The organism is Desulfacinum hydrothermale DSM 13146 (assembly GCF_900176285.1).
Taxonomy (GTDB): domain Bacteria; phylum Desulfobacterota; class Syntrophobacteria; order Syntrophobacterales; family DSM-9756; genus Desulfacinum; species Desulfacinum hydrothermale.
Genome location: NZ_FWXF01000001.1, coordinates 340,998 through 364,521, shown reverse-complemented (window position 1 = coordinate 364,521; position 23,524 = coordinate 340,998). Strand labels below are relative to the sequence as shown.

At 62.2% G+C, this 23,524-nt stretch carries 26 protein-coding genes; 21 read left to right on the top strand and 5 right to left on the bottom strand.

What is annotated here, in order from left to right; translation table 11 throughout:
- Positions 1 to 219 precede the first annotated feature (219 nt).
- Both B9A12_RS01760 and B9A12_RS16860 read left to right on the top strand, forming a co-directional pair.
- On the top strand, positions 220 to 1,194 hold the full coding sequence (locus B9A12_RS01760) for a L,D-transpeptidase family protein (protein WP_170920264.1): 975 nt from the start codon (positions 220 to 222) through the stop codon (positions 1,192 to 1,194).
- Positions 1,195 to 1,291: 97 nt separating this feature from the next.
- Positions 1,292 to 1,552 carry a hypothetical protein gene (locus B9A12_RS16860; protein ID WP_084055813.1) on the top strand — a complete coding sequence of 87 codons (261 nt, stop codon included), beginning with the start codon at positions 1,292 to 1,294 and terminating at the stop codon, positions 1,550 to 1,552.
- A gap of 95 nt (positions 1,553 to 1,647) precedes the next feature.
- Here B9A12_RS16860 and mlaD read toward each other — a convergent pair whose 3' ends face one another.
- The 4 genes from mlaD to B9A12_RS01735 form a co-directional block, all read right to left on the bottom strand.
- Positions 1,648 to 2,106: an outer membrane lipid asymmetry maintenance protein MlaD gene (gene mlaD, locus B9A12_RS01750; RefSeq protein WP_084055812.1), complete on the bottom strand. Its 459-nt coding sequence runs from the start codon at positions 2,104 to 2,106 to the stop codon at positions 1,648 to 1,650.
- Between the two features lie 74 nt (positions 2,107 to 2,180).
- Positions 2,181 to 2,978 (bottom strand): MlaE family ABC transporter permease, encoded by a 798-nt coding sequence (locus B9A12_RS01745; RefSeq protein ID WP_139796435.1) that lies wholly within the window; start codon positions 2,976 to 2,978, stop codon positions 2,181 to 2,183.
- 44 nt (positions 2,979 to 3,022) lie between these two features.
- A complete protein-coding gene (locus B9A12_RS01740) occupies positions 3,023 to 3,847 on the bottom strand; it encodes an ABC transporter ATP-binding protein (RefSeq protein WP_084055811.1) in 825 nt (274 codons plus the stop codon).
- Complete coding sequence (locus B9A12_RS01735) at positions 3,834 to 4,148, bottom strand: STAS domain-containing protein (protein WP_170920263.1); 315 nt, start codon at positions 4,146 to 4,148, stop codon at positions 3,834 to 3,836. The genes B9A12_RS01740 and B9A12_RS01735 overlap by 14 nt, the downstream gene beginning before the upstream one ends.
- A gap of 231 nt (positions 4,149 to 4,379) precedes the next feature.
- Here B9A12_RS01735 and B9A12_RS01730 point away from each other — a divergent pair, with 231 nt between their 5' ends.
- The 14 genes from B9A12_RS01730 to B9A12_RS01665 all read left to right on the top strand — a co-directional run bounded on the left by B9A12_RS01730 (position 4,380) and on the right by B9A12_RS01665 (position 16,515).
- On the top strand, positions 4,380 to 4,904 hold the full coding sequence (locus tag B9A12_RS01730) for a nitroreductase family protein (protein WP_212636789.1): 525 nt from the start codon (positions 4,380 to 4,382) through the stop codon (positions 4,902 to 4,904).
- A 23-nt stretch (positions 4,905 to 4,927) separates the two neighbouring features.
- A complete protein-coding gene (locus tag B9A12_RS01725) occupies positions 4,928 to 5,560 on the top strand; it encodes an MBL fold metallo-hydrolase (RefSeq protein WP_084055809.1) in 633 nt (210 codons plus the stop codon).
- A 150-nt stretch (positions 5,561 to 5,710) separates the two neighbouring features.
- Positions 5,711 to 6,160 (top strand): hypothetical protein, encoded by a 450-nt coding sequence (locus B9A12_RS01720; RefSeq protein WP_084055808.1) that lies wholly within the window; start codon positions 5,711 to 5,713, stop codon positions 6,158 to 6,160.
- A 57-nt stretch (positions 6,161 to 6,217) separates the two neighbouring features.
- A complete protein-coding gene (gene coaBC / locus B9A12_RS01715; RefSeq protein ID WP_084055807.1) occupies positions 6,218 to 7,426 on the top strand; it encodes a bifunctional phosphopantothenoylcysteine decarboxylase/phosphopantothenate--cysteine ligase CoaBC in 1,209 nt (402 codons plus the stop codon).
- Positions 7,419 to 8,189 (top strand): uracil-DNA glycosylase, encoded by a 771-nt coding sequence (locus tag B9A12_RS01710; RefSeq protein WP_245802314.1) that lies wholly within the window; start codon positions 7,419 to 7,421, stop codon positions 8,187 to 8,189. Before coaBC ends, B9A12_RS01710 begins: the two co-directional genes overlap by 8 nt.
- A gap of 185 nt (positions 8,190 to 8,374) precedes the next feature.
- Positions 8,375 to 9,697 (top strand): NfeD family protein, encoded by a 1,323-nt coding sequence (locus tag B9A12_RS01705; protein WP_084055806.1) that lies wholly within the window; start codon positions 8,375 to 8,377, stop codon positions 9,695 to 9,697.
- A 54-nt stretch (positions 9,698 to 9,751) separates the two neighbouring features.
- Positions 9,752 to 10,540, top strand: a complete 789-nt coding sequence (locus B9A12_RS01700; protein WP_084055805.1) for a slipin family protein — start codon at positions 9,752 to 9,754, stop codon at positions 10,538 to 10,540.
- On the top strand, positions 10,533 to 10,862 hold the full coding sequence (locus B9A12_RS01695; RefSeq protein ID WP_084055804.1) for a Rho termination factor N-terminal domain-containing protein: 330 nt from the start codon (positions 10,533 to 10,535) through the stop codon (positions 10,860 to 10,862). Before B9A12_RS01700 ends, B9A12_RS01695 begins: the two co-directional genes overlap by 8 nt.
- 128 nt (positions 10,863 to 10,990) lie before the next feature.
- Positions 10,991 to 11,545 carry an HDIG domain-containing metalloprotein gene (locus B9A12_RS01690; RefSeq protein WP_084055803.1) on the top strand — a complete coding sequence of 185 codons (555 nt, stop codon included), beginning with the start codon at positions 10,991 to 10,993 and terminating at the stop codon, positions 11,543 to 11,545.
- Positions 11,546 to 11,672: 127 nt separating this feature from the next.
- Complete coding sequence (locus B9A12_RS01685; protein WP_084055802.1) at positions 11,673 to 11,882, top strand: hypothetical protein; 210 nt, start codon at positions 11,673 to 11,675, stop codon at positions 11,880 to 11,882.
- A 45-nt stretch (positions 11,883 to 11,927) separates the two neighbouring features.
- The gene (locus B9A12_RS01680) at positions 11,928 to 13,946 is read left to right on the top strand and encodes a pyruvate carboxylase subunit B (RefSeq protein WP_084055801.1); all 2,019 of its coding nucleotides are present in this window, start codon (positions 11,928 to 11,930) and stop codon (positions 13,944 to 13,946) included.
- Between the two features lie 42 nt (positions 13,947 to 13,988).
- The gene (gene mdh / locus B9A12_RS01675; protein ID WP_084055800.1) at positions 13,989 to 14,924 is read left to right on the top strand and encodes a malate dehydrogenase; all 936 of its coding nucleotides are present in this window, start codon (positions 13,989 to 13,991) and stop codon (positions 14,922 to 14,924) included.
- Between the two features lie 295 nt (positions 14,925 to 15,219).
- Positions 15,220 to 15,720, top strand: a complete 501-nt coding sequence (locus tag B9A12_RS01670) for a hypothetical protein (RefSeq protein WP_084055799.1) — start codon at positions 15,220 to 15,222, stop codon at positions 15,718 to 15,720.
- A gap of 453 nt (positions 15,721 to 16,173) precedes the next feature.
- A complete protein-coding gene (locus tag B9A12_RS01665) occupies positions 16,174 to 16,515 on the top strand; it encodes a hypothetical protein (protein WP_084055798.1) in 342 nt (113 codons plus the stop codon).
- Between the two features lie 56 nt (positions 16,516 to 16,571).
- Here the strand turns inward: B9A12_RS01665 and B9A12_RS01660 are convergent, their stop codons facing one another.
- On the bottom strand, positions 16,572 to 16,934 hold the full coding sequence (locus B9A12_RS01660) for a molybdenum cofactor biosynthesis protein MoaE (protein ID WP_084055797.1): 363 nt from the start codon (positions 16,932 to 16,934) through the stop codon (positions 16,572 to 16,574).
- 476 nt (positions 16,935 to 17,410) lie between these two features.
- Here B9A12_RS01660 and B9A12_RS01655 point away from each other — a divergent pair, with 476 nt between their 5' ends.
- From B9A12_RS01655 to B9A12_RS01635, 5 genes are all read left to right on the top strand, one after another.
- On the top strand, positions 17,411 to 19,090 hold the full coding sequence (locus B9A12_RS01655; protein WP_084055796.1) for an acyl-CoA mutase large subunit family protein: 1,680 nt from the start codon (positions 17,411 to 17,413) through the stop codon (positions 19,088 to 19,090).
- Positions 19,091 to 19,227: 137 nt separating this feature from the next.
- On the top strand, positions 19,228 to 19,635 hold the full coding sequence (locus B9A12_RS01650) for a cobalamin B12-binding domain-containing protein (RefSeq protein ID WP_084055795.1): 408 nt from the start codon (positions 19,228 to 19,230) through the stop codon (positions 19,633 to 19,635).
- Between the two features lie 10 nt (positions 19,636 to 19,645).
- Positions 19,646 to 20,596: a methylmalonyl Co-A mutase-associated GTPase MeaB gene (meaB, locus tag B9A12_RS01645; RefSeq protein WP_084055794.1), complete on the top strand. Its 951-nt coding sequence runs from the start codon at positions 19,646 to 19,648 to the stop codon at positions 20,594 to 20,596.
- A gap of 267 nt (positions 20,597 to 20,863) precedes the next feature.
- Positions 20,864 to 21,274: a methylmalonyl-CoA epimerase gene (mce, locus tag B9A12_RS01640; RefSeq protein WP_084055793.1), complete on the top strand. Its 411-nt coding sequence runs from the start codon at positions 20,864 to 20,866 to the stop codon at positions 21,272 to 21,274.
- A gap of 230 nt (positions 21,275 to 21,504) precedes the next feature.
- The gene (locus B9A12_RS01635; protein ID WP_170920262.1) at positions 21,505 to 23,469 is read left to right on the top strand and encodes a VWA domain-containing protein; all 1,965 of its coding nucleotides are present in this window, start codon (positions 21,505 to 21,507) and stop codon (positions 23,467 to 23,469) included.
- Positions 23,470 to 23,524: the final 55 nt, after the last annotated feature.

Here is a 23,524-nt window from a genome sequence, read left to right as displayed (position 1 = left end):
CACAGGGGCCTACCGGCTTGCATTGCCGAAGCATCGATCGTAATCTCCCAGGGGATGGGTGAAAACAACCGGGTGGGGCCTTTTTTAGGGAACCTGACAACATGGCACAGCCATTTCCGAAGGACGGCCCCGGATTCCTTTTTCGCACAACCTCCATGGCGGGCTCGGCACCGGCTGAGAAGACACAGACTGGAACGGTCACGGAGCAGACGACGCGGCATGGCGAAAAGAAAAGCAGGCGGCATGGCGACCGCCTTTTTCACGGCCCTTCTGGCAGGCGTTTTGGCATGGAACCTTACGGCTTTAGCGGAGGAAAAGGAACTTCCTTCCGCTGCCATCGTCAAATATCCCTACGACTTGGAATCCCTCACCGTCGTGGGCGCCCCCCGCTGGCACCAGGTCCGACCCAAGGAGACGCTACTGGACATCGCCCGCCTCTACGGGCTGGGCTACAACGAAATGGTGCTCCTCTACCCGCGCATGGACCCCTGGCTGCCGCCCAAGCGGAAGAACCTCATGGTTCCAACCCTGTGGGTGCTCCCGCCGACCCAGCATGAAGAACTGGTGATCAATCTGCCGGAGCTGCGCCTCTACTTTTTCAACAAAAAGGAAAAGACCGTCCAGACCTATCCCATCGGCATCGGGGACGAAGGCTGGGAAACCCCGCTGGGAACCTGCCGCATTTCGGAAAAAAGGGCCCACCCCACCTGGTACATCCCCCCATCCCTCCAGGAAAAATACGGGCAAAAGACCATGCCCCCGGGCCCGGAAAACCCCTTGGGGGACTACATCTTGAAACTTTCTCTGGGGGCCTACGGCATTCACGGCACCAGCATGCCCTGGGGGGTTGGGCGCCTCATCAGCCACGGCTGCATCCGATGCTACCCGGAACACATCGCCCTGCTCTATCCCCAGGTCCCGATCGGCACGCGGCTGGAAATCATCTATGAGCCCATCAAGCTGGGGGTAAAAGACGGGGCGATCTACGTGGAGGTCCACCCGGATGTGTACCGAAGAATCCCCGATTACCAGCAATACGCCGAGGAAAAACTCAAAACCTTTCCCTATGCGGACAATATAGATCGCGAAAGATATTTTCTTGCCGTTAAGCTCCAAAATGGAGTGCCCACCAACGTGTCCAAGCCGCCCGAGCAAGTCCGTGCCAGCCTGGCGCCACCGCGCATGGATCCCTAAAAGGTTCTTGCTCCGTCCCGGGTTCTCGGGTAGCATTGGGGAACGGAAGGGTAAGGACTTGGCGTGTGGAACGTTCAAGCAAAAGGAGGAAAGGGTTATGAAAAGGATCTTGGCCGTATTTTTCGTCGTGGCTCTCTGCGGGGCCATGCTGGGTGGCTGTGCCAGCCAGAACACCATCAAACAACTTCAGGCCAACCAGGATCAGATCATGCAACGCCTGGACAGCCTGGAAAAGTCCCAGATGGACAACACCCAACAGTGTGAAGACGCGGCCCGCCGGGCGGAAGCTGCCGCCGATCGCGCCGAGGCCATGGCCAACAAGTGCGAATCCATTTTCATGAAGCACATGAAGAAGTAGTTTTCCATCCAACCTTCACAAACCAAAAGGCCGGGTCCCTTCGGGGGCGCCGGCCTTTTGCATCGGTTCCCGCCCGGAGGCCAACCGGCCTCCTTCTATTTCTTTTCCCCGATCTGGCCGAACACGTATTTGCCCAGCAGATCCTCGATGTCCAGGGGCGGCTGGGTGTCCATGATCCATCCCCCGGGCTCGATCATCGTATCCGATCCCCCGGCTGTGATGGCGATATACTTGTCCCCGATGATGCCCATGGTCTTGATGCTCGCAATAACGTCTTCTTCGAGCTTCACGTCCTTTCGAATCCTCAAGGTCACCACCGCCTCTCCGCTATCCAGTTGGATGTCCTCCACCTGGCCGATCTCCACCCCCGCCATGGTCACCGCCGCCTTCTTCTTCAGGCCCGACACGTTGGAAAAGCGGGCATAGACCACGTAATCGGAGCTACCCCACAGGCGCACATCTCCCAGGTTCAGGGACAGATAGGCCACACAGACCAGACCGATCACCATGAAAAGCCCCACTCCGGCTTCCAGCCCCCACGAATTCCGATTCATCGGTTTGATTCCTCCACGAGTCTGCGGTTCCCCTTTGAAGGCCGCGGGCCTTCGGTCACCCTCTTTTCGCCGCCTCACAGCAAAAGCGAGGTGACCACATAGTCACTTACCAGGATGGCCACCGACGAGACCACCACAGCGTCGGTGGTGGCCCGGCCCACATCTTCCGGACCAAAGCTGCCCCGGTCCACGCCGGCGAAATAGCCCTTGTAGGTGCAGATCCAAATGAAGAGCATGGCAAAGATGAAGGACTTGACAAGGCCCATGTAGACGTCCAGCCATTCCACGCTCTTTTGCATGCCGTCCAGGTAGGCGCCCGGATTGACCCCCAGAAGCGACACCCCCACCAGGTAGCCGCCCGCAATTCCCACCACGTCGAAGAAGGCCGTGAGCAAGGGCATGGCCACCAGGGAAGCCACAAACCGGGGAGCGATCAGATAAGCATGGGGGTCGATGGCCATGCATTCCAGGGCGTCGATCTGCTCTTCGATCCGCATGATGCCGATCTCGGCACAGATGGCCGACCCAGCGCGTCCCGTAACCATGAGCGCCGAAAGGACCGGCCCCAGCTCCCGGATGAGGCTCAAGGCCACGGCCGCCCCCAGCAATCCTTCCGAACCGAACTTGGACAGGGTGTAGTAGCCCTGGAGCCCCAGCACCATCCCGGTGAAGGCGGCGGTAAAGCCGATCACGAAAAAGGACTTGGTGCCGATGAAGTGCACATGACCCAGAATGGCGCGAAATTTCTTGGGCTTTCGGAAGACGCCCCGAACCCCGTGCATCAGGAAGATGCCCGCTCGACCGGTCCCCCGCACATGCCCCAGGGTCCAGCGACCCAATCCGCTCAAAACATCCAGTAGCAGTCCTTCCATGATCACTCCCACCTTCGCGCACAACGAGCAAAGGCCCGAACACGTTATGGGTGGACGCCCACCTTCCGCCCCCCGGTCAGAAGGTCCGACAGGTATCCTTCCTGGTCCCGGGTTCTTTCGTCGGCGCGCCGAGTCAAGAACTGCACCACCCGCTCATCACGGCTTTCCCGGATGGATTCCGGCATCCCCGCAGCCAGCACCCGCCCCTGGTCCAAGACGATGAGTTGATCGGCGATGCGAAAGGCGCTTTCCAGCTCGTGGGTCACCACGATGAGTGTCATTCCCATGGCTTCGCGCAGCTCCAGGATGAGGTCGTCCAGGCCCGCCGCCGTGATGGGATCCAGCCCCGAAGAGGGTTCGTCCACGAAGAGCATCTCCGGGTCCATGGCCAAAGCACGGGCCAGTCCCGCCCGCTTACGCATACCACCGCTCAGCTGGGAGGGCATGTAATCGCCGAACCGGGTGAGCCCCACTTGGTGCAGCTTGATGCGAACCATGATGGAGATGGTGGGCTCCGCCAGGCGCGTGTGGACCCTGAGCGGCACGGCGATGTTGTCCCGCACGCTCATGGAATTGAAAAGGGCTCCGGCCTGAAAGAGCACCCCGATCCGCTTGCGGAAGGCTTCCATCTGCCGTGCATCGAAGCCTGCCAGATCACGTCCTTCCACAAAGATCTGGCCGGGATCGGTGGGCTTGAGGCCGATCAGGTGTCGCAGCAGCGTGCTCTTGCCGCACCCGCTCACCCCCATGATCACGGTCACCTTCCCGGCCGGCACCTCAAAGGAGATGTCCTGAAGAACGCGTCTTTGTCCGTAGAAGCTGTTGAGACTTTTGACTTGGATGATCGCTCCCGCCTCAGTCTCTGCCATGGTCCGCTCCCGCATCGGCCAGGACGTCCAACCGGGCCAGTTCCAACATCTTCATCACGGCACCGCTGGCCTTCTCAAGACGCCAGTCTCCCGCCTTGCCCCCCACCAGGTTGCGCAGTTCCACCAAGAACGCCACACCGGCTGTGTCCATACGCTCGATTCCGGACAGGTCCACCGCCACCTGCGCCGAGGGCTTCTTCTTGAGGGCCTTCAGCACGCGCTTTCGAATATCCGGAACCGTCTCCAGGTCCAGCCGGCCCTGGAGGGCAAGACGCAACGCCCCGTCCGCATCCCAGTCCATTCGCATTTCCATTTGGCAACCCTTGCTGGTGATTCCCTGATCCTTCATCCGTGCGTGGTGAAGGGGCCGTATCCCGCCCGTGCTTTGGAAGGACAGGCGGGTTGGTAGGGCCCACCCTTATTTCGCACCACTTCCCCTTACCTTGACCCCTGTCACGGCTTACGAATATACTCGGTCCACTGGACTTTGACCATACATTCCGTCGGATCCACACACCTCCAAGGAGGGGTCATGACCGAAACCCAAGGCAAAATGGATGTAATGCAGGCCATTTACGAGCGCCGGAGTGTCCGCCATTTCCAGGACGCCCCGGTGGAACGGGACCGGGTGATGGAAGCGCTTCGGGCGGCCTCCTGGGCCCCGTCGGGACTCAACAACCAGCCGTGGCGCTTCGCCTTCGTCTGGGACGGCGAACTGAAAAACACCCTGGCGGGTCTGACCCGCTATGCGACCACCTTAAAGGCCGCCGCCGTCCTCATCCCCGTCTTTTTGGACAAGGAAAGCTCCTACGACTACGTGAAAGACTGCCAGGCCGTGGGCGCGGCCCTTCAGAACCTCCTTCTGGCCTGCCACGCGCAGGGGCTCGGAGCCGTCTGGATCGGCGAGATCCTCAAGAACAAGGAACAGGTGCGCCAGGCCCTGGGGCTTCCGGAGCGCCTGGACCTCATGGCCGTGGTCGCCGTGGGCCATCCGGCTCACACCAAGCAGTCGTCCCACCGCCGACCCCTGGAAGAATTGATTGTCTTCGAACGATAACCCTCCAACGCGAAGGACACCCGATGATCCTGGAACACTACGTGGTGGGCATGCTCCAGACCAACTGCTACCTGGTGGGCGACGAAGACACACGGCAAGCGGTGGTCATCGATCCGGGCGGCGATGCGGAACGGATCGCCGAAAGAATCCGCCAGTTGGACTTGGAACTGGTGGGAATCCTGAACACCCACGGGCACTTCGACCATGTGATGGACGCCTGGACCTTGAAGGAGGAGCTGGGCGGACTGATCTTTCTTCACCCCAAAGACGAAGCGCTCCTTTCCGACCATAAGGTGGGCCTGGGCGCCCTGTTCGCCTCCATGGCCAAGTCGCCCCGGGGCAAGGTGGACGAATGGCTGGAGGAAGGCGAGGAGCTCACCTTCGGATCCATCCGCATGGTGGTTCTGGAAACCCCGGGCCACACCCCCGGGCACGTCGCTTTTCATATGCCGGACGCCGGCATCCTCTTCGTGGGCGACACCCTCTTTGCAGGATCCATCGGCCGGACCGATTTTCCCGGCGGCTCCTACAACCAGCTCATTCGGTCCGTCCAGGAAAAGATCTTCCCCCTGGACGGCCAGACGAAGGTCTACCCCGGCCATGGGCCCCAGACCACGGTGGAACGGGAACGGCGCACCAATCCATTCTTTCAGTGAACGGCCGGCACGCCAGGCCGTTTGAAGGAGCAACCCGTGAGGGAAGCCAACGCACCCACTGCTTTCCTTGCACCACTCCCCCTTTCCAGGGGAGGACCGTTTTCCAAGGCATCCGAAAACAGACGAGGCGCACGGAAAGAGGAGAGAGTCATGAACCGCCGACTTGGAATCGTTGTGATGGGGATCGCGCTTTGGAGTCTGTCTCTGGGAGGTTGTGCCTGGTTCCAGCGGGAAGCTCCGGCCGGAACCGAGCCGGCGCAGCAGCCGGCCTCCACATCGGCCCCCACGTTCTACGACTTTCCCGATATTCCCGTTCCCAACGAACTGCGCCTGCAGTCCAAGGAATCCACCGTCTTCCAGGGCGGGGGAGTCAAGACGGGGCTGCTGGTCTTCAAGGGTCGGGTGGATCCCAGTTCGGTCATCAACTTTTTCCAGGTGTCTTTGGCCCGGGAAAAGTGGCGCATGAAGGGCAGCATCCGCTACCGCAAATCCCTGCTCCTTTTTGAAAAGGACGATCGGTTCTGCATCGTCAATGTGTATGAACGCCATTTCTACACGTATGTGGAGATTTACGTGGTTCCCACCCTCCGGGGTATGTAGGTAAGAGGTACGAACAGAAAACCAAGCATTTTACCACTGACGGACGGATCACGGGCGATGCTTCGAGGAAAATCCATCCTTCTCGGTGTGACGGGCGGCATCGCGGCCTATAAGGCGGCGGAGCTCATCCGGTTACTGGACAAACAGGGGGCCATGGTCCAGGTGGTCATGACCGCCGCGGCGCAACAGTTCATCACGCCCCTTACCCTCCAGGCCCTCTCCGGTCGGCCGGTCCTGACGGACCTTTTCGACCTGGGGATGGAATCCCGGATCGGCCACATCCAGGCCGCCAGGGAAGCGGACCTCATCCTCGTGGCTCCCGCCACGGCCAACCTACTGGCCAAGATGGCCCACGGGCTGGCCGACGACTATCTGAGTACGGTGATCCTGGCCGCCACGGCCCCGGTGATCGTCTGCCCGGCCATGAACCACGTGATGTACGCCAACCCGGCGACCCAGGACAACCTGCGCCTTCTAAAGAACCGAGGCGTCCACGTGGTGGAACCGCAAGCCGGGGAGCTGGCCTGCGGCGAGGAAGGCCAAGGGCGCCTCGCGGACCTTTCCCTTATTGTGGAAACGGCCGTTCGGGTCCTCACTCCCAAGAGCCTCCAGGGTAAGCGGGTGCTCGTCACGGCGGGCCCCACCTGGGAGCCCTTCGATCCCGTGCGCTTCATCACTAATCCCTCTTCGGGCAAGATGGGATTCGCTCTCGCCGTGGAGGCCTCACGGCGCGGGGCCCACGTGGATCTGGTGACCGGCCCCACCAACCTCCTGGATCCGCCTTTTCTTTCCACACACCGGGTGAAGACGGCGCTGGAGATGGACCGGGTGGTCCGGGACCTGGCCGCAACAGCGGATGTGATCGTCATGTCCGCCGCCGTCAGCGATTACCGGCCGGAAGAAACGGCCCCCCAGAAGGTGAAAAAGTCCGACCGGGACCTCACCATCCGACTCATTCGAACGCCCGACATCCTGGCGGGCGTGGGGGCGGTCAAAAGAGCCGACCAGGTGCTGGTGGGATTCGCTGCGGAAACGGAAAATCTTATTGAAAACGCCACAGAAAAGCTTCGAAAGAAGAACCTGGACTTCATCGTCGCCAACGACCTCACCCGGCCCGGATCGGGCTTTCGCTGCGACACCAACCAGGTGAAGATCCTGGACCGGGGGGGCCAGGTGGATACCCTGCCCTGCCTGACAAAGAACGAAGTGGCCCGGCGGATTCTGGACCGTGTCGAGACCCTTTTGCAGAAGGTCGATCATGAATGAGTCGGAAATTCGGCGGATGGCCGAAAGCGTTCTGGGGACGGTGGCTTCTCTTCGGCGCGCCGGGCTGAAGGAGATCCTCCGCCACGATCCCAAGCCGGCTTCCCCCGTGGGGGAAGAGTCCGGGGAGCCGGAAATCCCGACGGAGCCCCCTCCGCGGGCGGCGGAGCCCGCCCTTGCGGAAAAGGACGCCCCGTCGGAAAGTGCCAATGAGAAAGCGCAGCGGCTCCTGGCCCTGCGGGAGGAATTGGGGGAGTGCACCCGTTGCCAGCTCCATGGGACGCGAACCCATCTGGTCTTCGGGGAAGGAAATCCCGCGGCGCGTCTCGTCTTCGTGGGCGAAGGCCCGGGAGCCGACGAGGACCGTCTGGGGCGCCCTTTCGTGGGCCGGGCCGGAAAGCTTCTGGACAAGATGATCCAAGCCATTGGCTTGCGCAGAGAGCAGGTCTACATTTGCAACGTGGTCAAATGCCGCCCGCCGGGAAACCGCACCCCGATTCCGGAAGAAATCGAACCCTGCTCTCCTTTTCTTTACAAACAGTTGGAAGTCGTCCAGCCCAAGGTTATTTGTACCTTGGGTGCCTGTGCCACCCAGACGATCCTCCAGACCACCAAACCCATCTCCGAGTTGCGTTCGGGGGTGCGCCTGTGGCGGGGTATTCCGGTGGTGCCCACGTACCATCCGGCCTACCTGTTGCGAAACCCCGCCAAGAAGGCGAACGTATGGGAGGATCTTCTCCGGGTGCTTCAGATCCTGGAAGATTGAACCCGGCCGAAGGCGAAAAATGGCGATCCCACATCCGAGATGCGCCATGGACGACGGGTGGCGCGCTCGCCATGGGAAGGGATCTGGAGGGTCCTGGGCCGCTATCCTAACCGCTCGGGGGGCGGGTCCGGAACACGGGCCGGGATTTTCCTCGTCCCCCGGGGTCGCAGGGCAGAGGAGGCCGCATGCAACATCGGCGTATCCACGCAACCGCACTGATCCTCATCCTTTGCGCAGTCGGTTGGCTCCTGCCAGGCGCTGGGGGATCCGCCCACGCCCAGGACCGCCACATCAACGTGATCCGCGTCCAAGATACCATCAACCCCGGCCTTCAAGACTTCATCCAGTACGCCATTGCGCAATCGGAAGAAGACAGCGCCCAATGTCTCATCATGGAACTGGACACCCCGGGGGGGCTCATGACGGCTATGCGCGGGATCGTCAAATCCATCATGAACGCCAAGATCCCGGTGGTGGTCTTCGTGGCGCCCAGCGGCGCCCAGGCGGCCTCCGCCGGAGTGCTCATCACGGCGGCGGCGGACGTGGCGGCCATGGCTCCGGGAACCAACATCGGGGCGGCCCACCCGGTGACGGCCACGGGCGGGGACGTGCCCAAGACCATGAACGAGAAGGTGGTGAACGACATGGTGGCCTTCGCCAAAAGCATCGCCGAGGAACGGGGACGAAACGGCCAGTGGCTGGAAGAGGCCATTCGAAAGAGCGTGTCCGTCACGGCGGAGGAGGCCTTTGCGCTGAACGTCATCGACCTGGTGGCCCGGGATCTGGGCGATCTGCTGGCAAAATTGGACGGCTGGGAGGTGCAGCGAAAGGGCTATTCCCGGACCCTCACCACCAAGGGGGCAGAGATCCGCCACCTGGAGCCCGGCTGGCGCCACAAGGTGCTTCGGGCCATCAGCAATCCCAACATCGCCTACATCCTGCTCATGATCGGCCTGGCCGGCCTCTACTTCGAGCTGTCTCAGCCCGGCGTGGTGCTTCCCGGGGTGATCGGAGCCATCGCTTTGGTGCTGGCCTTCTATGCCATGCAGACCCTTCCGGTCAACTACGCCGGTTTCATCCTGATCGCCTTGGCGGTGGTCTTCTTCATCCTGGAGATCAAGGTGGCCAGCTACGGCATGCTGAGCCTGGCCGGCATCACCTGTCTCGTCCTGGGATCCCTCATGCTCTTCCATGTTCCCGGTGAGCCCTTCCGCCTGGCCCTGCCCGTCTTCATCCCCACGGTGCTCACCGTTTCCGCCTTTTTCGTGGGCGTGGCCACCCTGGCCTTCCGCGCCCAAAGGCGCCCCCCCCAGACCGGGTTGGAAGCCCTGGTGGGAGCGGTCGGCGTGGTGACCCGAGCCATGGGCCCGGGCCGGGAAGGAAAGGTCTTCGTGGAAGGTGAACTCTGGAACGCGCAAAGTGAGGAACCCATCCCGGAAGGAGCCCGGGTGGAAGTGGTGTCGGTGCGGAATTTGAAGTTGCAAGTCAAGAGGATAGATGATAAATAGGCTCAGTCTTTTTCGGGCATCAACTCGATTTTCCTTGAGATTACGGAGGCCCCCATGTCCCTCTATGGGCTCATCACCGTTGCGGTGCTCGTGGTGCTCTTTTTTGCCAACGCCATTCGTATCCTCAACGAATACGAACGGGGCGTGGTCTTACGCCTGGGACGGGTCATCGCCGCCAAGGGGCCTGGGCTCATCATCCTCATCCCGCTCGTCGACCGGATGCAGAAGGTGAGTCTGCGGCTCATCGCCTCCGACGTGCCCCCTCAGGACGTGATCACCCGGGACAACGTGTCCGTCAAGGTGAACGCGGTCATCTACTTCCGGGTGGTGGACCCGGTGAAGGCCGTCATTGCCGTGGAGAATTTCCTATTTGCCACGAGCCAGCTGGCCCAGACCACGCTTCGGAGCGTGTGCGGCGAGGCCGAGCTGGATGAGCTGCTTTCCGAGCGGGAAAAGATCAACGCCCAGCTCCAGGACATCTTGGACCGCCACACGGACCCCTGGGGCATCAAGGTCACCGTGGTGGAGCTCAAGCACATCGACCTGCCGCAGGAGATGCAGCGGGCCATGGCCCGCCAGGCCGAGGCGGAACGGGAACGGCGCGCCAAGGTGATCCATGCGGAGGGTGAGTTCCAGGCGGCGGAACGGCTGCGGCAGGCCGCTCAGATCATCCAAGAAAACCCCATGGCCATGCAGCTTCGTTACCTGCAGACCTTGAGGGAAATCGCTGCGGAAAACAATTCCACCACCATCTTCCCGATCCCCATTGATCTCATCAAACCGTTCCTTGCGGATACGGCATCAAAGACAACGGAAGCGAAGAAGGAGTCACAGGATGGGTAAGAAGAAGGAGAAACAAGCCAAGGAAAAACCGCTGGAGAAAATGACCGCCAAGGAATTGCGGGAAGTGGCCCTGGGCCTGGAAGGCATCGTGGGGGTCCACGCCATGAACAAGACGGAGCTCATCGCGGCCATCAAGGAGGCCAAGGGCATCGTGGACGAGGGCCCCAAGAAAAAGGCGGTGGATGTGCGGGCCCTGAAGGCCAAGATCCGCGAGTTGCGCGCACGGCGTGATGAAGCCAAGGCGGCCGGCAACAACAAGCTGGCGGACGCCTTGAGACGGCGGATCAGCAACCTCAAGAAGAAGACACGCCGAGCGGCTTGATCATCCAGCGGCGGGGCGGCGCGCGGCAGCGCCTCCCCGCTTCCGTTTATTGGCCGCCGCGGGCGTCACTCCTTACCCCCCAATCCACACTTTTCCTTTCCATTCCACGGCGTGATGAGGTGCAACCCATGACCCGAGAGGAAGCCCTGAATCTTCTGAACCAGCACATCCACGCGGACAATCTGAAAAAGCACTGCCTGGCCACGGAGGCCATCATGCGGGCGCTGGCACGCCATTTCGGAGAAGACGAAGAGGCCTGGGCGGTGGCCGGGCTGCTTCACGACCTGGACTTCGAAGAAACCCGCGATGATCCCGCCTCCCACGGTAAACGCACCCTGGAGCTTCTGGAGGGAACGGATCTTGGCGACGAGGTGCGCCGGGCCATCGCGCGCCACAACGCGGAGGCCCTGGGCCTTACGCGGGAAACCCGACTGGATTTTGCACTCACCTGCGCCGAGACCATCACGGGACTCATCGTGGCGGCCGCCCTGGTCCATCCGGACAAGAAAATCGCCTCGGTCAAGGTGAAGTCGGTTCGAAAGCGCATGAAGAGCAAGGACTTCGCCCGGAATGTGAACCGGGATCATATCGCCTTGTGCGAGCAGATCGGCCTTCCCCTCAACGATTTCATCGAGATGAGCCTTGGGGCCATGGCCGGCATCGCCGACCAACTGGGGCTTTAGAGCGGGACGGAAGGCGGATGAAGAACCCCCTCGGGGATCCGCCTCCCGTCACTCACCATAGCGGCAGCGGAAGCGGAAGCGCAACGGGACCTATGGAATCGGGACGCACAATGAGGAGGGATCGCCTATGAATGTCCATCCCAAGATCGTGGCGGCCATCACGACGGCCATCGCCATGTACATGCAGGCCCAACAGTCGGCCCAGGCGGAAGCGCCTCCGGAGGCAAGACGGGAGCCGGCTCCCGCACCTGCGGCGGCCTTCAGCCTCTGGAGCTATTCCGGACGTCAATCCATGATGGACATGCGGCGCATGCTCCAGATGCGCCTGGTTCGATAACACCCTTCCACACCGGAAGGTCTGGGAATCAAAAGGAGAAACACTATGGCGGAACAGCACGGCGTGTTGACGGCAGGCCTTGTGGACGAACCCATTGAAGTGACCCATCCGGTGAAGATCCAGGACCTCACCTTCCGAGACGGCCACCAGTCGCTGTTTGCCACGCGGGGACGCACGGAAGACTTCATTCCCATCGCCGAGGAAATGGACCAGGTGGGTTTTTACTCCATGGAAGTGTGGGGCGGAGCCACCTTCGACACCATGCACCGTTTCCTGGGCGAAGATCCCTGGGAACGGATTCGAACCCTCAAAAAATACATCAAGAACACCCCCTTTTCCATGTTGCTGCGCGGCCAGAACCTGGTGGGCTACCGCAACTACCCCGACGACGTGGCGGAAGCCTTCGTGGAGCGGGCCTGTGAAAACGGCATGGACATCTTCCGGGTCTTCGACGCCCTCAACGACTTCCGCAACTTCGAAACGGCCGTGAAGGTGATCAAAAAGTGCGGCAAGCACTTCCAGGGCGCCATCTGCTACTCGCTCACCGAACCACGCATGGGCGGCGAGGTCTACAACCTGGACTACTACGTCCAGAAGGCCAAGCAACTGGAAGACATGGGCGCCGACACCATCTGCATCAAGGACATGGCTGGCCTCATCGCCCCCTACGACGCCTACATCCTCATCAAGACCCTGAAGGAAAACGTGAAGGTGCCCATCCACCTGCACAGCCACTTCACGTCCGGCATGGCCGACATGTCGCTGCTCAAGGCCATCGAGGCGGGCGTGGACATCGTGGACACGTGCCTTTCGCCCTGGGCTTACCGCACGTCCCACCCGGCCGTGGAGCCCCTGGTGGTCACCTTGCGCGGAACCAACCGCGACACGGGCCTGGACATCAAGCAGCTGGCCAAGTGCAGCGAGTACATGGAAAAGATCTCTCCCAAGTACCGCCACCTGCTGGACAACCGCATGTCCATCATCGACACGAACGTGTTGTTGCACCAAACCCCGGGCGGCATGCTCTCCAACCTGGTGAACCAGCTGCGGGAAATGGACGCGCTGGACAAGCTGGACGAGGTGTTCAAGCAGCTTCCCATCGTGCGCCGCGAGCTGGGCCAGGTGCCCCTGGTCACTCCCACCAGCCAGATCGTGGGGATCCAGACGGTGAACAACGTGCTCTTCGACACCCCCGAAGAGCGCTACAAGATGATCACGGCCCAGGTCAAAGACATGTGCTACGGCCTCTACGGCAAGACCCCCGTACCCATCGACCCGGAAGTCCAGAAAAAGGCCCTCAAGGGCTACCCGCGGGGCGAAACGCCCATCACGGTGCGCCCCGCCGACGTGCTGGAACCGGAACTGGAAAAGGCCAAAAAGGAAGTGGAAGGCCTGGCCAAGGACTTGGACGACGTCTTGATCTACGCCCTCTACCCCACCACGGGCAAGCGGTTCCTGCGCTGGAAGTACGGCCATGAACCCATGCCGGACGAGGTCAAACCCAAGACTCTGGAAGATGTGCAGGCCGAAGAGGAACTGGTCAAGAAGGCCAAGGCGGGCCTCCTGGTGGAAAAGCCCCAGAAGGAAGCCCCGCCCAAGGGACCGGGCGTCTGCACCTTCAATGTGTTCGTGGACGGCGAATACTTCGAGGTGGACGTGGAACAGGTGGGCGGTGTGCCCGTGGTGAGCCAGATCACACCGGTGGCGCCTTCCGCGCCCCAGCCCACCGCCCCGCAACCGGCCCCGGCCCAGCCCGTGGTGCCCCCGCCTCCGCCCAAGCCGGCTGCCCCGGCCGCCCAGCCCGCCGCCGCGCCGCCACCGCCCAAGCCGGCTGCCCCGGCCGTGGCAGGCGGGACCCCCATGGAAGCCCCCATGCCCGGCATGGTGATCCGCTACGAAGTGAAGGAAGGCGATACGGTGAACGAAGGCGACGTGGTGCTCATCCTGGAAGCCATGAAGATGGAAAATTCCATCACCGCCCCCGTTTCCGGAACGGTCGTCAAGGTCCACTTCAAGGACGGAGACAGCGTGCAGAAGGGCGACGTGCTGGCCGTCATCGGCTGATGCCATTGGACGATTCACGATTCACGAACACGGAGTGATGCCATGAGTCTCAAGCGCAAGAAGATCACGGTGGTGGGAGCGGGTTTTGTCGGCGCCACGGCGGCCCATTGGGCGGCGGCCAAGGAACTGGGCGATGTGTGCCTGATCGATATCGTGGAAGGCATGCCCCAGGGCAAGGCCCTGGATTTGATGGAGGCCTCCCCGGTGGAGGGCTTCGATGCCAACATCATCGGCACCAACGACTACGCGGACACGGCCGATTCGGACATCGTCATCATCACGGCGGGCCTTCCCCGAAAGCCCGGCATGAGCCGCGATGACCTGCTGGCCAAGAACACGGCCATCGTCAAGACCGTCACCGAGCAGGTGGCCAAGTACTCGCCCAACGCCCATCTCATCATCGTCTCCAACCCTCTGGACGCCATGGTGTACGTGGCCCACAAGGTGAGCGGCTTTCCCACCAACCGGGTCATGGGCATGGCGGGCGTTCTGGATGCGGCCCGGTTCCGCACCTTCATCGCCATGGAACTCAATGTTTCCGTGGAAGATGTGACGGCCTTCGTGCTGGGCGGCCACGGGGACTCCATGGTGCCCCTGGCCCGCTACTCCACGGTGGCCGGCATCCCGCTGCCGGACCTGCTGCCGCCTGAAAAGATCCAGGCCCTGGTGGATCGGACCCGCAACGGGGGCGCCGAGATCGTCAATCTCCTCAAGACGGGAAGCGCCTTTTTCGCTCCCTCCGCTTCCGCCGTTCAGATGGCCGAATCCATCCTCAAGGACAAGAAGCGTATCCTTCCCTGCGCGGCCTACTGCGACCGGGAATATGACGTGGGCGGCTACTTCGTGGGCGTGCCCGTCAAACTGGGCGCGGGCGGCGTGGAGCAGGTGATCGAGATCCAGCTGCTCCCGGAAGAAAAGGAAGCCTTCCAGAAATCCGTGGAGGCAGTGAAAAACCTGGTGAAAAAGATCGATATCTAGCCGATTCCACACCCATCGGCTGCACTCCGTTGGCCCGCCCTTTCCTTTCACCGAACGCCGCAATGGGCGCACCTGGCGCGAGCGCTTGGGAAAAGGAGAGGGTGGGCCGACTCTTTTTCCGGGTGCGTGGTCCCAGCAGCACAAATGGAGAACCTTAAACCGACTCCCCTTTTACGGTGCATTGGCGCGGGTTTCGGACCTTCCCAAAGGGAAAGAAGCATCTTCTCGTTCTCAGCTGGCCGTGGCGCACGATGCTGATGGGGAGGGTTAAATTCAAGTGGTAGGAGCGAAGACAATGAAGCGCGTAGTGTCCGTACTGATTCTGCTTCTTGCAGCGATGGGGGCTGCCTGTGCCGCCCGAGCAGTGACAGTAGAACATTACCTTACCTACAGCAATAAGGGTAGCCGTTCGGAAGCCCGCCATGGACACCTGAAGATTAACGGGAAGGAGATCCCGTGGTGCTTCGACTGGCTCGTAGCGGACGGACGCTCGTTTTCGTTTCACACCAGAATGAACCTGTGGGGAGACGACGGGTACTTTCCGGACGCCTCGCCGCCGCCAGAAAAAGTCAGCCGCACCAAAGTCCCGCGCGCGGCCCTGGCCAGGGGTTACTACGTGGGGGATGAGCGGCTTTCAGGGACGCCCTCATCGTGGATTTTCGTTGGCTGGCAGGCCCAGGGCGTCCAGCAGTCTGCTCATGTGGACCCAATGAAGATCGAAGTACTGATCGAAGATTTGCATCTGCCCGTCAAGGACGGCATGACCCGGATGCTCCTGCGGCGGGTTCCTCAGTGATCTGAAAGAACCGCTCTCTTGACTCATGCCGGAGCGGCCATGGCCGCCATCCGGTTCGCCGTCATATGCAAGAAAGGAGCTGGCGGGAAGCTTTCCAATAACGCTGGGGAAGAAGCATTTTTTCCCAGTGCAGCCTCTAAGGATTGGGGGAAAGTCCCCAATCCTTGCATGGCCATCGGGTATGGCGTGCCCCTTGGTGGGGCTGCGATGCCCTGTCCCGCAGGGCCCACGTCCCACGGCTACGCAGGGAAGGGAAATCTCATGGCATTTTGAGCCGGAAAGCAGCTTTTGCACAGGCCCATCTCGGGATGATCCCTCGCTGCGGGGCGCTCAGCTTATGGTGATCTTTGAGGGTCAAGGTCGGAGCATGGAATCTGAGAGAGACGTGAAGGTGAAATCGGGGGCGGAAGTTGTATTGCATGACGGAGCTCTTGAACTGATAAAGGAGAGACCATGTCACGGATTCTTTTTGCGACCACTGTGGCCTGTTTTTTCGTCTTCAGTGCCGCCTTTTCCTGGGCTGGCGGCCTCATGAGCTATGACGAATGCAGCCGGAATTGCCAGCAAGAATACAAAGGATGCAAGCAAAAGGAGACCGCCGAAAGTGTGATTAACGACGTTTCCTGCGCTGAGCTGCTGGAAATGTGCGAGCTCGGATGTCGAAATAGGCAGGAATACATTGAATGTAAGCGAAACTGCGGCAACGACCCCGACTGTCTGGACAAGTGCAAGGAGCGTTTCATGAGAAACGTTCCGGACTATCGCCCCTATTTGCAACACAAGAACAAGGACTAATATTCCCGCACGAAATCATTCCGCCCCCGATCCCGTTACGATCTTTTCGCTGGCGTTCAATCCGCCAGCCACTCCTTTTTCTTGACCGCTTCCGCCTTGAGACGGTTGACCGTCTCTTCCAGCACGGGAAAGACGTTTTCCCGGATATCACCGGCCACCACCACCAACAGCACGTCGTCGCCCACTTGGCGGTGGCCCGTGCAGAGGTGGGCCTCCACGGCCGCAATGCCCGGCCGGGCCCGCATGTCTCGAAGCACCCGCTCCCAGGCCTTCCGGTCGCAGTCGATGTCCAGGGCTCGGGCCGGCTTGCCGTCCCGGCTGGTGGCCCGCACGACACCGTTGTGGCAGGCCAACATGCCCACGGCCGCCGGGTCCACCTTGGCCTTTACGGCTTCGATCATTTCCTGGATGTTCGCCATGTTGTCTCCTTCCATGAAGTCATGAATTCACACATAGCACATGGAAAAGCGCTGGAATGCCGGGGAAAAGATCCACCGCTCCCTTTGTCCCACCTTTCCACGCTTGATCCCGTCCGTCATCACTGCTATAAGCGTAAAGGTTCAGTCCGTTGCGGCAAGACCGCACCCTATCCGAACCTATCCGGCACGACCACGACTCGAAGGCACCCGCTCCACGCTGTTGACGACGCATCCGGCAGAGGCGCTGTTTCCTTTTCCACCCTACCAGCAGACGGAACGATCGACGTGCCAGCCCACTACTTTTCCACACATTCCACTGCACGCCCTTTCCGGGGACCTTCGCCCCTATCCCCATCCGTTGCATTTGTCAAGATTTCATCGCTCGGGCCCGCTCGCTGCGCCGGCGCGTACCACCGCCCCGGCCGGGCGGTTCCGGGCGTTTCCCTGGGCCATAGGACAGAGTGAGGAGGGACACCATGTACGATGACAAGGAACTGGAACGCATTCGAACCGGAAAGGAAAATTGGGAAAAGACAACGCTCGGAAAGGCCTTGAGTCGATTCCCGGAGCGCAAGCCGGTCTTTACCAGCATTTCCGGCATGCCCGTGGAGCGCCTCTACACGCCGCTGGACACGGCCGATCTCGACTACGAAAAGGATCTGGGTTACCCGGGCCAGTATCCCTTCACACGGGGAGTTCAGCCCACCATGTACCGCGGCCGTTTCTGGACCATGCGCCAGTACGCGGGCTTCGGCAACGCCCGGGAAAGCAACGCCCGCTACCGCTACCTTCTGGAACAGGGCCAAACGGGTCTCAGCGTGGCCTTCGATCTTCCCACCCAGGCCGGCTACGACAGCGACCATCCCCTGTCCATGGGCGAGGTGGGCAAAGTGGGAGTGGCCATCGACAGCCTGGACGACATGAAGATCCTCTTCGACGGCATCCCCCTGGACAAGGTGACCACGTCCATGACCATCAACGCCCCGGCCACGGTGCTTCTGGCCATGTATCTGGCCATCGCCGAGGAACAGGGCGTTTCCTTCGACAAGGTGGGTGGCACGGTCCAAAACGATATCCTCAAGGAAATCATCTGCCGCGGCCAATACATCTTCCCGCCCAAGCCCAGCATGCGCCTGACGGTGGACCTCATCGACTACTGCTTCAAGAACGTCCCGCGCTGGAACACCATTTCCATCAGCGGCTACCACATTCGGGAAGCCGGCTCCACGGCGGCCCAAGAGATGGCCTTCACCATCGCCAACGGCATCGCCTACGTGAAGGCCTGCGTGGACCGCGGTCTGGCCGTGGACAGCTTCGCGCCCCGGCTGAGCTTCTTCTTCAACGCCTTCACCAACGTGCTGGAGGAAGTGGCCAAGTTCCGGGCGGGCCGCCGGGTCTGGGCACGGATCCTGAAAGAGCGGTTCGGGGCATCCAATCCGCGGTCCATGATGATGCGCTACCACGTGCAGACGGGCGGCGTGACCCTCACGGCCCAGCAGCCCCTGAACAACATCGTCCGGGTGGCCCTCCAGGCCTACGCGGCGGCCCTGGGCGGCTGCCAGTCGCTCCACACCAACTCCTTCGACGAAGCCCTGTGCCTGCCCACCCAGGAAGCGGTGACCGTGGCCCTGCGCACCCAGCAGATCGTGGCGGAAGAAAGCGGCGCCACCGACACCATCGATCCTTTGGCGGGCTCCTACTTCGTGGAAGCCATGACGGACAAGATCGAAGCGGAGATCGAGGAATACATCCAAAAGATCGACGCCATGGGAGGCACCCTGGCCGCCATCGAGCAGGGCTACATCCAAAAGGAGATCCAGGACAGCGCCTATCGCTTCCAGAAGGAGATCGAATCGGGAGAACGGGTCTACGTGGGGATCAACAAGTACACCATGGAAGAGCCCGAACCCACCAACCTGCTCAAGGTGGACATGAAGGTGGGGGAAATCGAAGCGGCCAAGCTCAAAAAGCTCCGCGCCGAACGGGACCAGACCCGCTGGAAGGCGGCTCTGGACAAGCTCCGGGAGGTGTCCCTTTCGGACGAAAACGTCATGCCCGCCGTGATCGACGCGGTAAAAGCCCGGGCCACCATCGGCGAAATCTGCGACGTGTGGCGGGACGTCTTCGGGGAATACCGGCCCAAGGAGTTCGTGTAAAGACATCCCAGCGCCCAGACGTGGAGATCGAAGAGAAACGGCTCGTGGGGCGCTTCTGCAACGCGCCGCGCCCCAGGAGCTTGCGATTGGCGAAGCGCGGTGCCGTTTCGCGCCAATAGATCGGAGGAGCGACAGCCATGACGGAAGACAGGAAGATCAAGATCATCGTGGCGAAACCCGGCCTGGACGGCCACGACCGAGGCGCCAAACTGCTGGCCCGGATCTTCGCCGAGGCGGGCATGGAGGTGGTCTACACGGGGCTTCGGCAGACCCCGGAGATGATCGTGGAAACGGCCCTGCAGGAAGACGCGGACGTGGTAGGCCTTTCGAGCCTTTCCGGGGTACACATGTACTTCTTTCCCCGGGTGGTGGAGCTGCTGCGGGAAAAGGGCCTGGACGACGTGCTGGTGGTGGGCGGCGGCATCATCCCCAAGGAGGACATCCCGGAACTGAAGAAGGCCGGGGTGGCGGAGATCTTTGGGCCGGGAACGCCCACGGCGGAGATCGTGGCATTCATCAAGAACAACGTTCGAACGCGCGATTAGCGGAAGATCCATGCGAGACTACGCCAAGGAAGTGCTGGAAGGATCGGTCCGGGCGGCGGCCCGCCTTATCAGCTGGCTGGAAGATGAGGACCCGCGCGCCCTGGAACACATGGAGCGGCTCTATGCCCACACGGGCCGCGCCTACGTGATGGGCATCACGGGGTCTCCCGGAGCGGGCAAGAGCACCCTTACGGACAAGGTCACTTTCGCGCTCAGGAAGAAGGGCCTCACCGTGGGGATCGTGGCCGTGGACCCCAGCAGCCCCTTCACGGGCGGAGCGGTGCTGGGAGACCGGGTGCGCATGAGCCGCCTGACCATGGATCCGGGGGTCTTCATGCGCAGCATGGCCACCCGGGGCTTCCTGGGGGGCCTGGCCAAGGCCACGGGGGAAGTGGTGAAGGTCCTGGATGCGCTGGGAAAGGACGTGATCCTCATCGAAACCGTGGGGGTGGGCCAGGACGAGGTGGACGTCATCCGCCTGGCGGACACCACGTGTCTGGTGCTGGTTCCGGGCCTGGGCGATACCATCCAGAGCATGAAGGCCGGGGTCATGGAAATCGCCGACGTGTTCGTGATCAACAAGGCGGACCGCCCCGGTGCGGACCAGCTCTACGCGGAAGTGACCACCCGGGTGGAACAGGACGCCAGCATCCGGGAGCGGGCCTGGACGCCGCCGGTGATGAGGACCGTGGCCGTGGACGACGAGGGCATCGGCGACCTGGTGGAGGCGGTGGAGGCGCACCGGAAGTTCCTGGAAGAATCCGGCGCGCTGGAAGAAAAACGGCGGCGCCGCGCCCGCGAAGAGACGCTCCAGTTGATCCACGGCGAGCTCTACCGGCGCATCCGGGATCGTCTCACGGCCAACGGGGAACTGGACGCCCTGGTGGAAGCCATCGTGCAAAGGCGCGAAAGTCCCTATCGGGCCATGCAGCACGTGGTGGCGCGCTGGATGAGGGAGTGATTTTAACCGAAGCGACCGGAAAGGCTGGGGGCGCGGCGCAACAGTCCCGCCCCGGCCCCAAGGACCGCTTGGCCCCACCTGAGCGACGGGCTCTTACGTGGAAGTCAACCGCATCACGCCCCAGATGATCGGCACCGCCACGAAGGTGCGCCGGTCCCTGCGCTCGTTGTACCTGGGCGGCGATGTTGGCGTTTGTTCAAGACCGAATCAAACCCACAGGGAACGCACCCTTCCACACCCCAACCCAACCGTTTAAGGAGGATTCCCATGAAGGTGCTCAAAGTGGACCACATCGGCATCGCGGTCAAATCCATCGACGAAGCCCAGAAACTCTACCACGACCTTCTGGGTCTGGCCGACCACGGCCGGGAAACCGTGGCGGAACAAAAGGTCACCACCGCCTTCTTCCCCGTGGGGGACACGGAAGTGGAACTCCTGGAAGCCACGGACCCCGACGGTCCCGTAGCCAAGTTCATTGAAAAAAAGGGCCAAGGAGTGCATCATATCGCCTTTCGGGTGGACGATCTGGACGCGGCCCTGGAGGAATTGAAGGCCCAGGGGGTCCAACTCATCGACCAGACCCCGCGCCAAGGGGCCGGGGGCGCCCGCATCGCCTTCCTGCACCCCAAGTCCACCCACGGCGTCCTGGTGGAATTGTGCGAACGGAAAGAACCGTAAGGATACGGGCGGCGCTTTTCCGCACACTGCGGGAAGGGGCGCCCGCATCGCCGGAAAGCCGTCTCCGCCCGGCTTTCCGCATGCGCCGCAGGATCCGGATCCCCTTCCGGTTCCGGGCCCTTGTGCGGGCGGCCTTGACTCCGAAGCCAAGGCGGCGCAAGGACCGGAGGCCGCCGCCTCGGCGCATCGTTCAACGGTTGAAAAATGGACGCGGAGTGGACAACGCAACCATGATCCGAACCTCCAACCACGCAGCGGAACAGACCTTTCCCTTCTCGGCCCTGGTGGGCCAGGACCTCATGAAGCGGGCCCTGCTTTTGAACGTGGTGGACCCCACCCTGGGCGGAGTCCTCATCAAGGGCGAACGGGGAACGGCCAAATCCACGGGAGTGCGTGCCCTGGCGGATCTTCTGCCCCTGATCCGGGTGGTGGAAAACTGTCCGTTTCGTTGCGATCCCGACGCACCCGATGATTGGTGCCCGTCGTGCCGCCGGCGGGCCGCCTCCGGTGGACCCCTTCCCGTGGTGGAACGCAAGGTGCCCCTGGTGAATCTACCCATCGGCACCACCGAAGACCGCCTCCTGGGAACCATCGACATCGAAAAGGCGCTCAAGACCGGTACCAAGGCCTTCGAGCCCGGACTGCTGGCCGAGGCCCACCGGGGCATCCTCTACGTGGACGAAGTGAACCTTCTCAACGACCAGATCGTGGACCTCTTCCTGGACGCCGCCGCATCGGGCCGCAACGTGGTGGAGCGCGAAGGGATCAGCTTCAGTCACGCCAGCCGGTTTGTCCTGGTGGGGACCATGAACCCGGAAGAAGGGGACCTGAGGCCCCAGCTCCTGGACCGGTTCGGGCTTTCGGTCACCATTCAGGGGATCGAGTCCGTGGAAGAGCGCGTGGAGATCGTGAAGAGGCGCTTGGAATTCGAAGCGGACCCGGAAGGGTTTCGCGCCCGCTGGGCCGAAGCGGACCGGGAACTGGCCCGGCGGATCGCCTCCGCCCGGTCCCGGCTCCATTCCACGGCCTTCACGGAAGAACTGCTCCAGCGGGCATCCCGGATCGCCGTGGCCATGGGAACCGACGGACACCGGGCGGACATCGCCATGATGAAGGCGGCCCGGGCCAACGCGGCCCTGGAAGGCCGGGACGCTGTCACGGCCGACGACCTGCACCTGGCCGCCCGGCTGGTGCTCGCGCACCGCGTAAAGAAGACCCCGCTGGAAAAGGCGGAACTGGACGAGGGAAAGCTGAAGGAGCTTTTGCAGGCGGAAACGTCCGCGGCGGCGGGGGAGGCCCGGGAATGGGTCCCCGTTCACCAGAACGCCCCCAAGCATTCGTCCAAGGTCCGAACCTACAAGGCCCCCACGGAATGCGCGACCCATCTTTGTCCCACGGCCCGAAGTCTCGTCGTCACGGTGCCGTGGCACCGCATTCTCCCGGGAACCCACCCCGGGCGCCGCTTCCTTTTGCCGTTGGCCCGCAAGTCCGGGACCATCCACGGCAGCCGCCATCCCCGGCCCCAAGACGATCTTTCGGATCTGTCGCTCATGGCAACCCTGCGGGCGGCGGCCCCCTGCCAGCCCCATCGGCGAAATGGTGGGCCCCACGAGCGGCCCATCCTGTTGCCCCACGACCTGCGCCTTCGCAAACGGTCCCGAAAGACCGGCCTTTCCCTGGTGATGGTCGTGGACTCCAGCGCCAGCATGCGCACCAACGACCGCATGGCCGTGACCAAGGGGGTGATCGACGCGCTCCTGCAGGACCTCTACCTGAGGCGGGACAAGCTGGGGATCGTTGCCTTTCGGCACACGGGGGCCCAGGTGCTCCTTCCGCTCACCCACAACATCCGGGACGCGGCGGCGGCCGTGGACGCACTGCCCGTGGGCGGGCGCACGCCCCTGGCCTCGGGCCTGGATCTTGGCCTTCGGTTGCTTCGCCAGGAGATGCGAAAGAATCCGGAAACGGTTCCCGTCCTGCTCCTCTTTTCCGACGGGCGGCCCAACGTGAGCTGCTTCGGAGCGGATCCGGTGGATGAAACGTTCCATTACGCTCGCGAAGTCCGCCGCCATGGCATCCAGGCCCTGTTCGTGGACACGGAAATGGATCCCATGGCCATGGGATGCAGCTACGAGATCGCCCGGCGCATGGGAGCCGTCTATCTGCCCGTGGACCGTCTTTTGAACGGGCGGTGATTCCCCCGGCCCACCTTGCCCTGCCCGATCCCCTGTGATAGACAAATGGAAGAAT

What these genes read in the sequence shown, in the direction of transcription:
- B9A12_RS01760 (WP_170920264.1), top strand. Translation starts at nt 220, where the DNA reads ATGGCGAAAAGAAAAGCAGGCGGCATGGCGACCGCCTTTTTCACGGCC.
- B9A12_RS16860 (WP_084055813.1), top strand. Translation starts at nt 1,292, where the DNA reads ATGAAAAGGATCTTGGCCGTATTTTTCGTCGTGGCTCTCTGCGGGGCC.
- mlaD (WP_084055812.1), bottom strand. Translation starts at nt 2,106, where the DNA reads ATGAATCGGAATTCGTGGGGGCTGGAAGCCGGAGTGGGGCTTTTCATG.
- B9A12_RS01745 (WP_139796435.1), bottom strand. Translation starts at nt 2,978, where the DNA reads ATGGAAGGACTGCTACTGGATGTTTTGAGCGGATTGGGTCGCTGGACC.
- B9A12_RS01740 (WP_084055811.1), bottom strand. Translation starts at nt 3,847, where the DNA reads ATGGCAGAGACTGAGGCGGGAGCGATCATCCAAGTCAAAAGTCTCAAC.
- B9A12_RS01735 (WP_170920263.1), bottom strand. Translation starts at nt 4,148, where the DNA reads ATGGACTGGGATGCGGACGGGGCGTTGCGTCTTGCCCTCCAGGGCCGG.
- B9A12_RS01730 (WP_212636789.1), top strand. Translation starts at nt 4,380, where the DNA reads ATGACCGAAACCCAAGGCAAAATGGATGTAATGCAGGCCATTTACGAG.
- B9A12_RS01725 (WP_084055809.1), top strand. Translation starts at nt 4,928, where the DNA reads ATGATCCTGGAACACTACGTGGTGGGCATGCTCCAGACCAACTGCTAC.
- B9A12_RS01720 (WP_084055808.1), top strand. Translation starts at nt 5,711, where the DNA reads ATGAACCGCCGACTTGGAATCGTTGTGATGGGGATCGCGCTTTGGAGT.
- coaBC (WP_084055807.1), top strand. Translation starts at nt 6,218, where the DNA reads ATGCTTCGAGGAAAATCCATCCTTCTCGGTGTGACGGGCGGCATCGCG.
- B9A12_RS01710 (WP_245802314.1), top strand. Translation starts at nt 7,419, where the DNA reads ATGAATGAGTCGGAAATTCGGCGGATGGCCGAAAGCGTTCTGGGGACG.
- B9A12_RS01705 (WP_084055806.1), top strand. Translation starts at nt 8,375, where the DNA reads ATGCAACATCGGCGTATCCACGCAACCGCACTGATCCTCATCCTTTGC.
- B9A12_RS01700 (WP_084055805.1), top strand. Translation starts at nt 9,752, where the DNA reads ATGTCCCTCTATGGGCTCATCACCGTTGCGGTGCTCGTGGTGCTCTTT.
- B9A12_RS01695 (WP_084055804.1), top strand. Translation starts at nt 10,533, where the DNA reads ATGGGTAAGAAGAAGGAGAAACAAGCCAAGGAAAAACCGCTGGAGAAA.
- B9A12_RS01690 (WP_084055803.1), top strand. Translation starts at nt 10,991, where the DNA reads ATGACCCGAGAGGAAGCCCTGAATCTTCTGAACCAGCACATCCACGCG.
- B9A12_RS01685 (WP_084055802.1), top strand. Translation starts at nt 11,673, where the DNA reads ATGAATGTCCATCCCAAGATCGTGGCGGCCATCACGACGGCCATCGCC.
- B9A12_RS01680 (WP_084055801.1), top strand. Translation starts at nt 11,928, where the DNA reads ATGGCGGAACAGCACGGCGTGTTGACGGCAGGCCTTGTGGACGAACCC.
- mdh (WP_084055800.1), top strand. Translation starts at nt 13,989, where the DNA reads ATGAGTCTCAAGCGCAAGAAGATCACGGTGGTGGGAGCGGGTTTTGTC.
- B9A12_RS01670 (WP_084055799.1), top strand. Translation starts at nt 15,220, where the DNA reads ATGAAGCGCGTAGTGTCCGTACTGATTCTGCTTCTTGCAGCGATGGGG.
- B9A12_RS01665 (WP_084055798.1), top strand. Translation starts at nt 16,174, where the DNA reads ATGTCACGGATTCTTTTTGCGACCACTGTGGCCTGTTTTTTCGTCTTC.
- B9A12_RS01660 (WP_084055797.1), bottom strand. Translation starts at nt 16,934, where the DNA reads ATGGCGAACATCCAGGAAATGATCGAAGCCGTAAAGGCCAAGGTGGAC.
- B9A12_RS01655 (WP_084055796.1), top strand. Translation starts at nt 17,411, where the DNA reads ATGTACGATGACAAGGAACTGGAACGCATTCGAACCGGAAAGGAAAAT.
- B9A12_RS01650 (WP_084055795.1), top strand. Translation starts at nt 19,228, where the DNA reads ATGACGGAAGACAGGAAGATCAAGATCATCGTGGCGAAACCCGGCCTG.
- meaB (WP_084055794.1), top strand. Translation starts at nt 19,646, where the DNA reads ATGCGAGACTACGCCAAGGAAGTGCTGGAAGGATCGGTCCGGGCGGCG.
- mce (WP_084055793.1), top strand. Translation starts at nt 20,864, where the DNA reads ATGAAGGTGCTCAAAGTGGACCACATCGGCATCGCGGTCAAATCCATC.
- B9A12_RS01635 (WP_170920262.1), top strand. Translation starts at nt 21,505, where the DNA reads ATGATCCGAACCTCCAACCACGCAGCGGAACAGACCTTTCCCTTCTCG.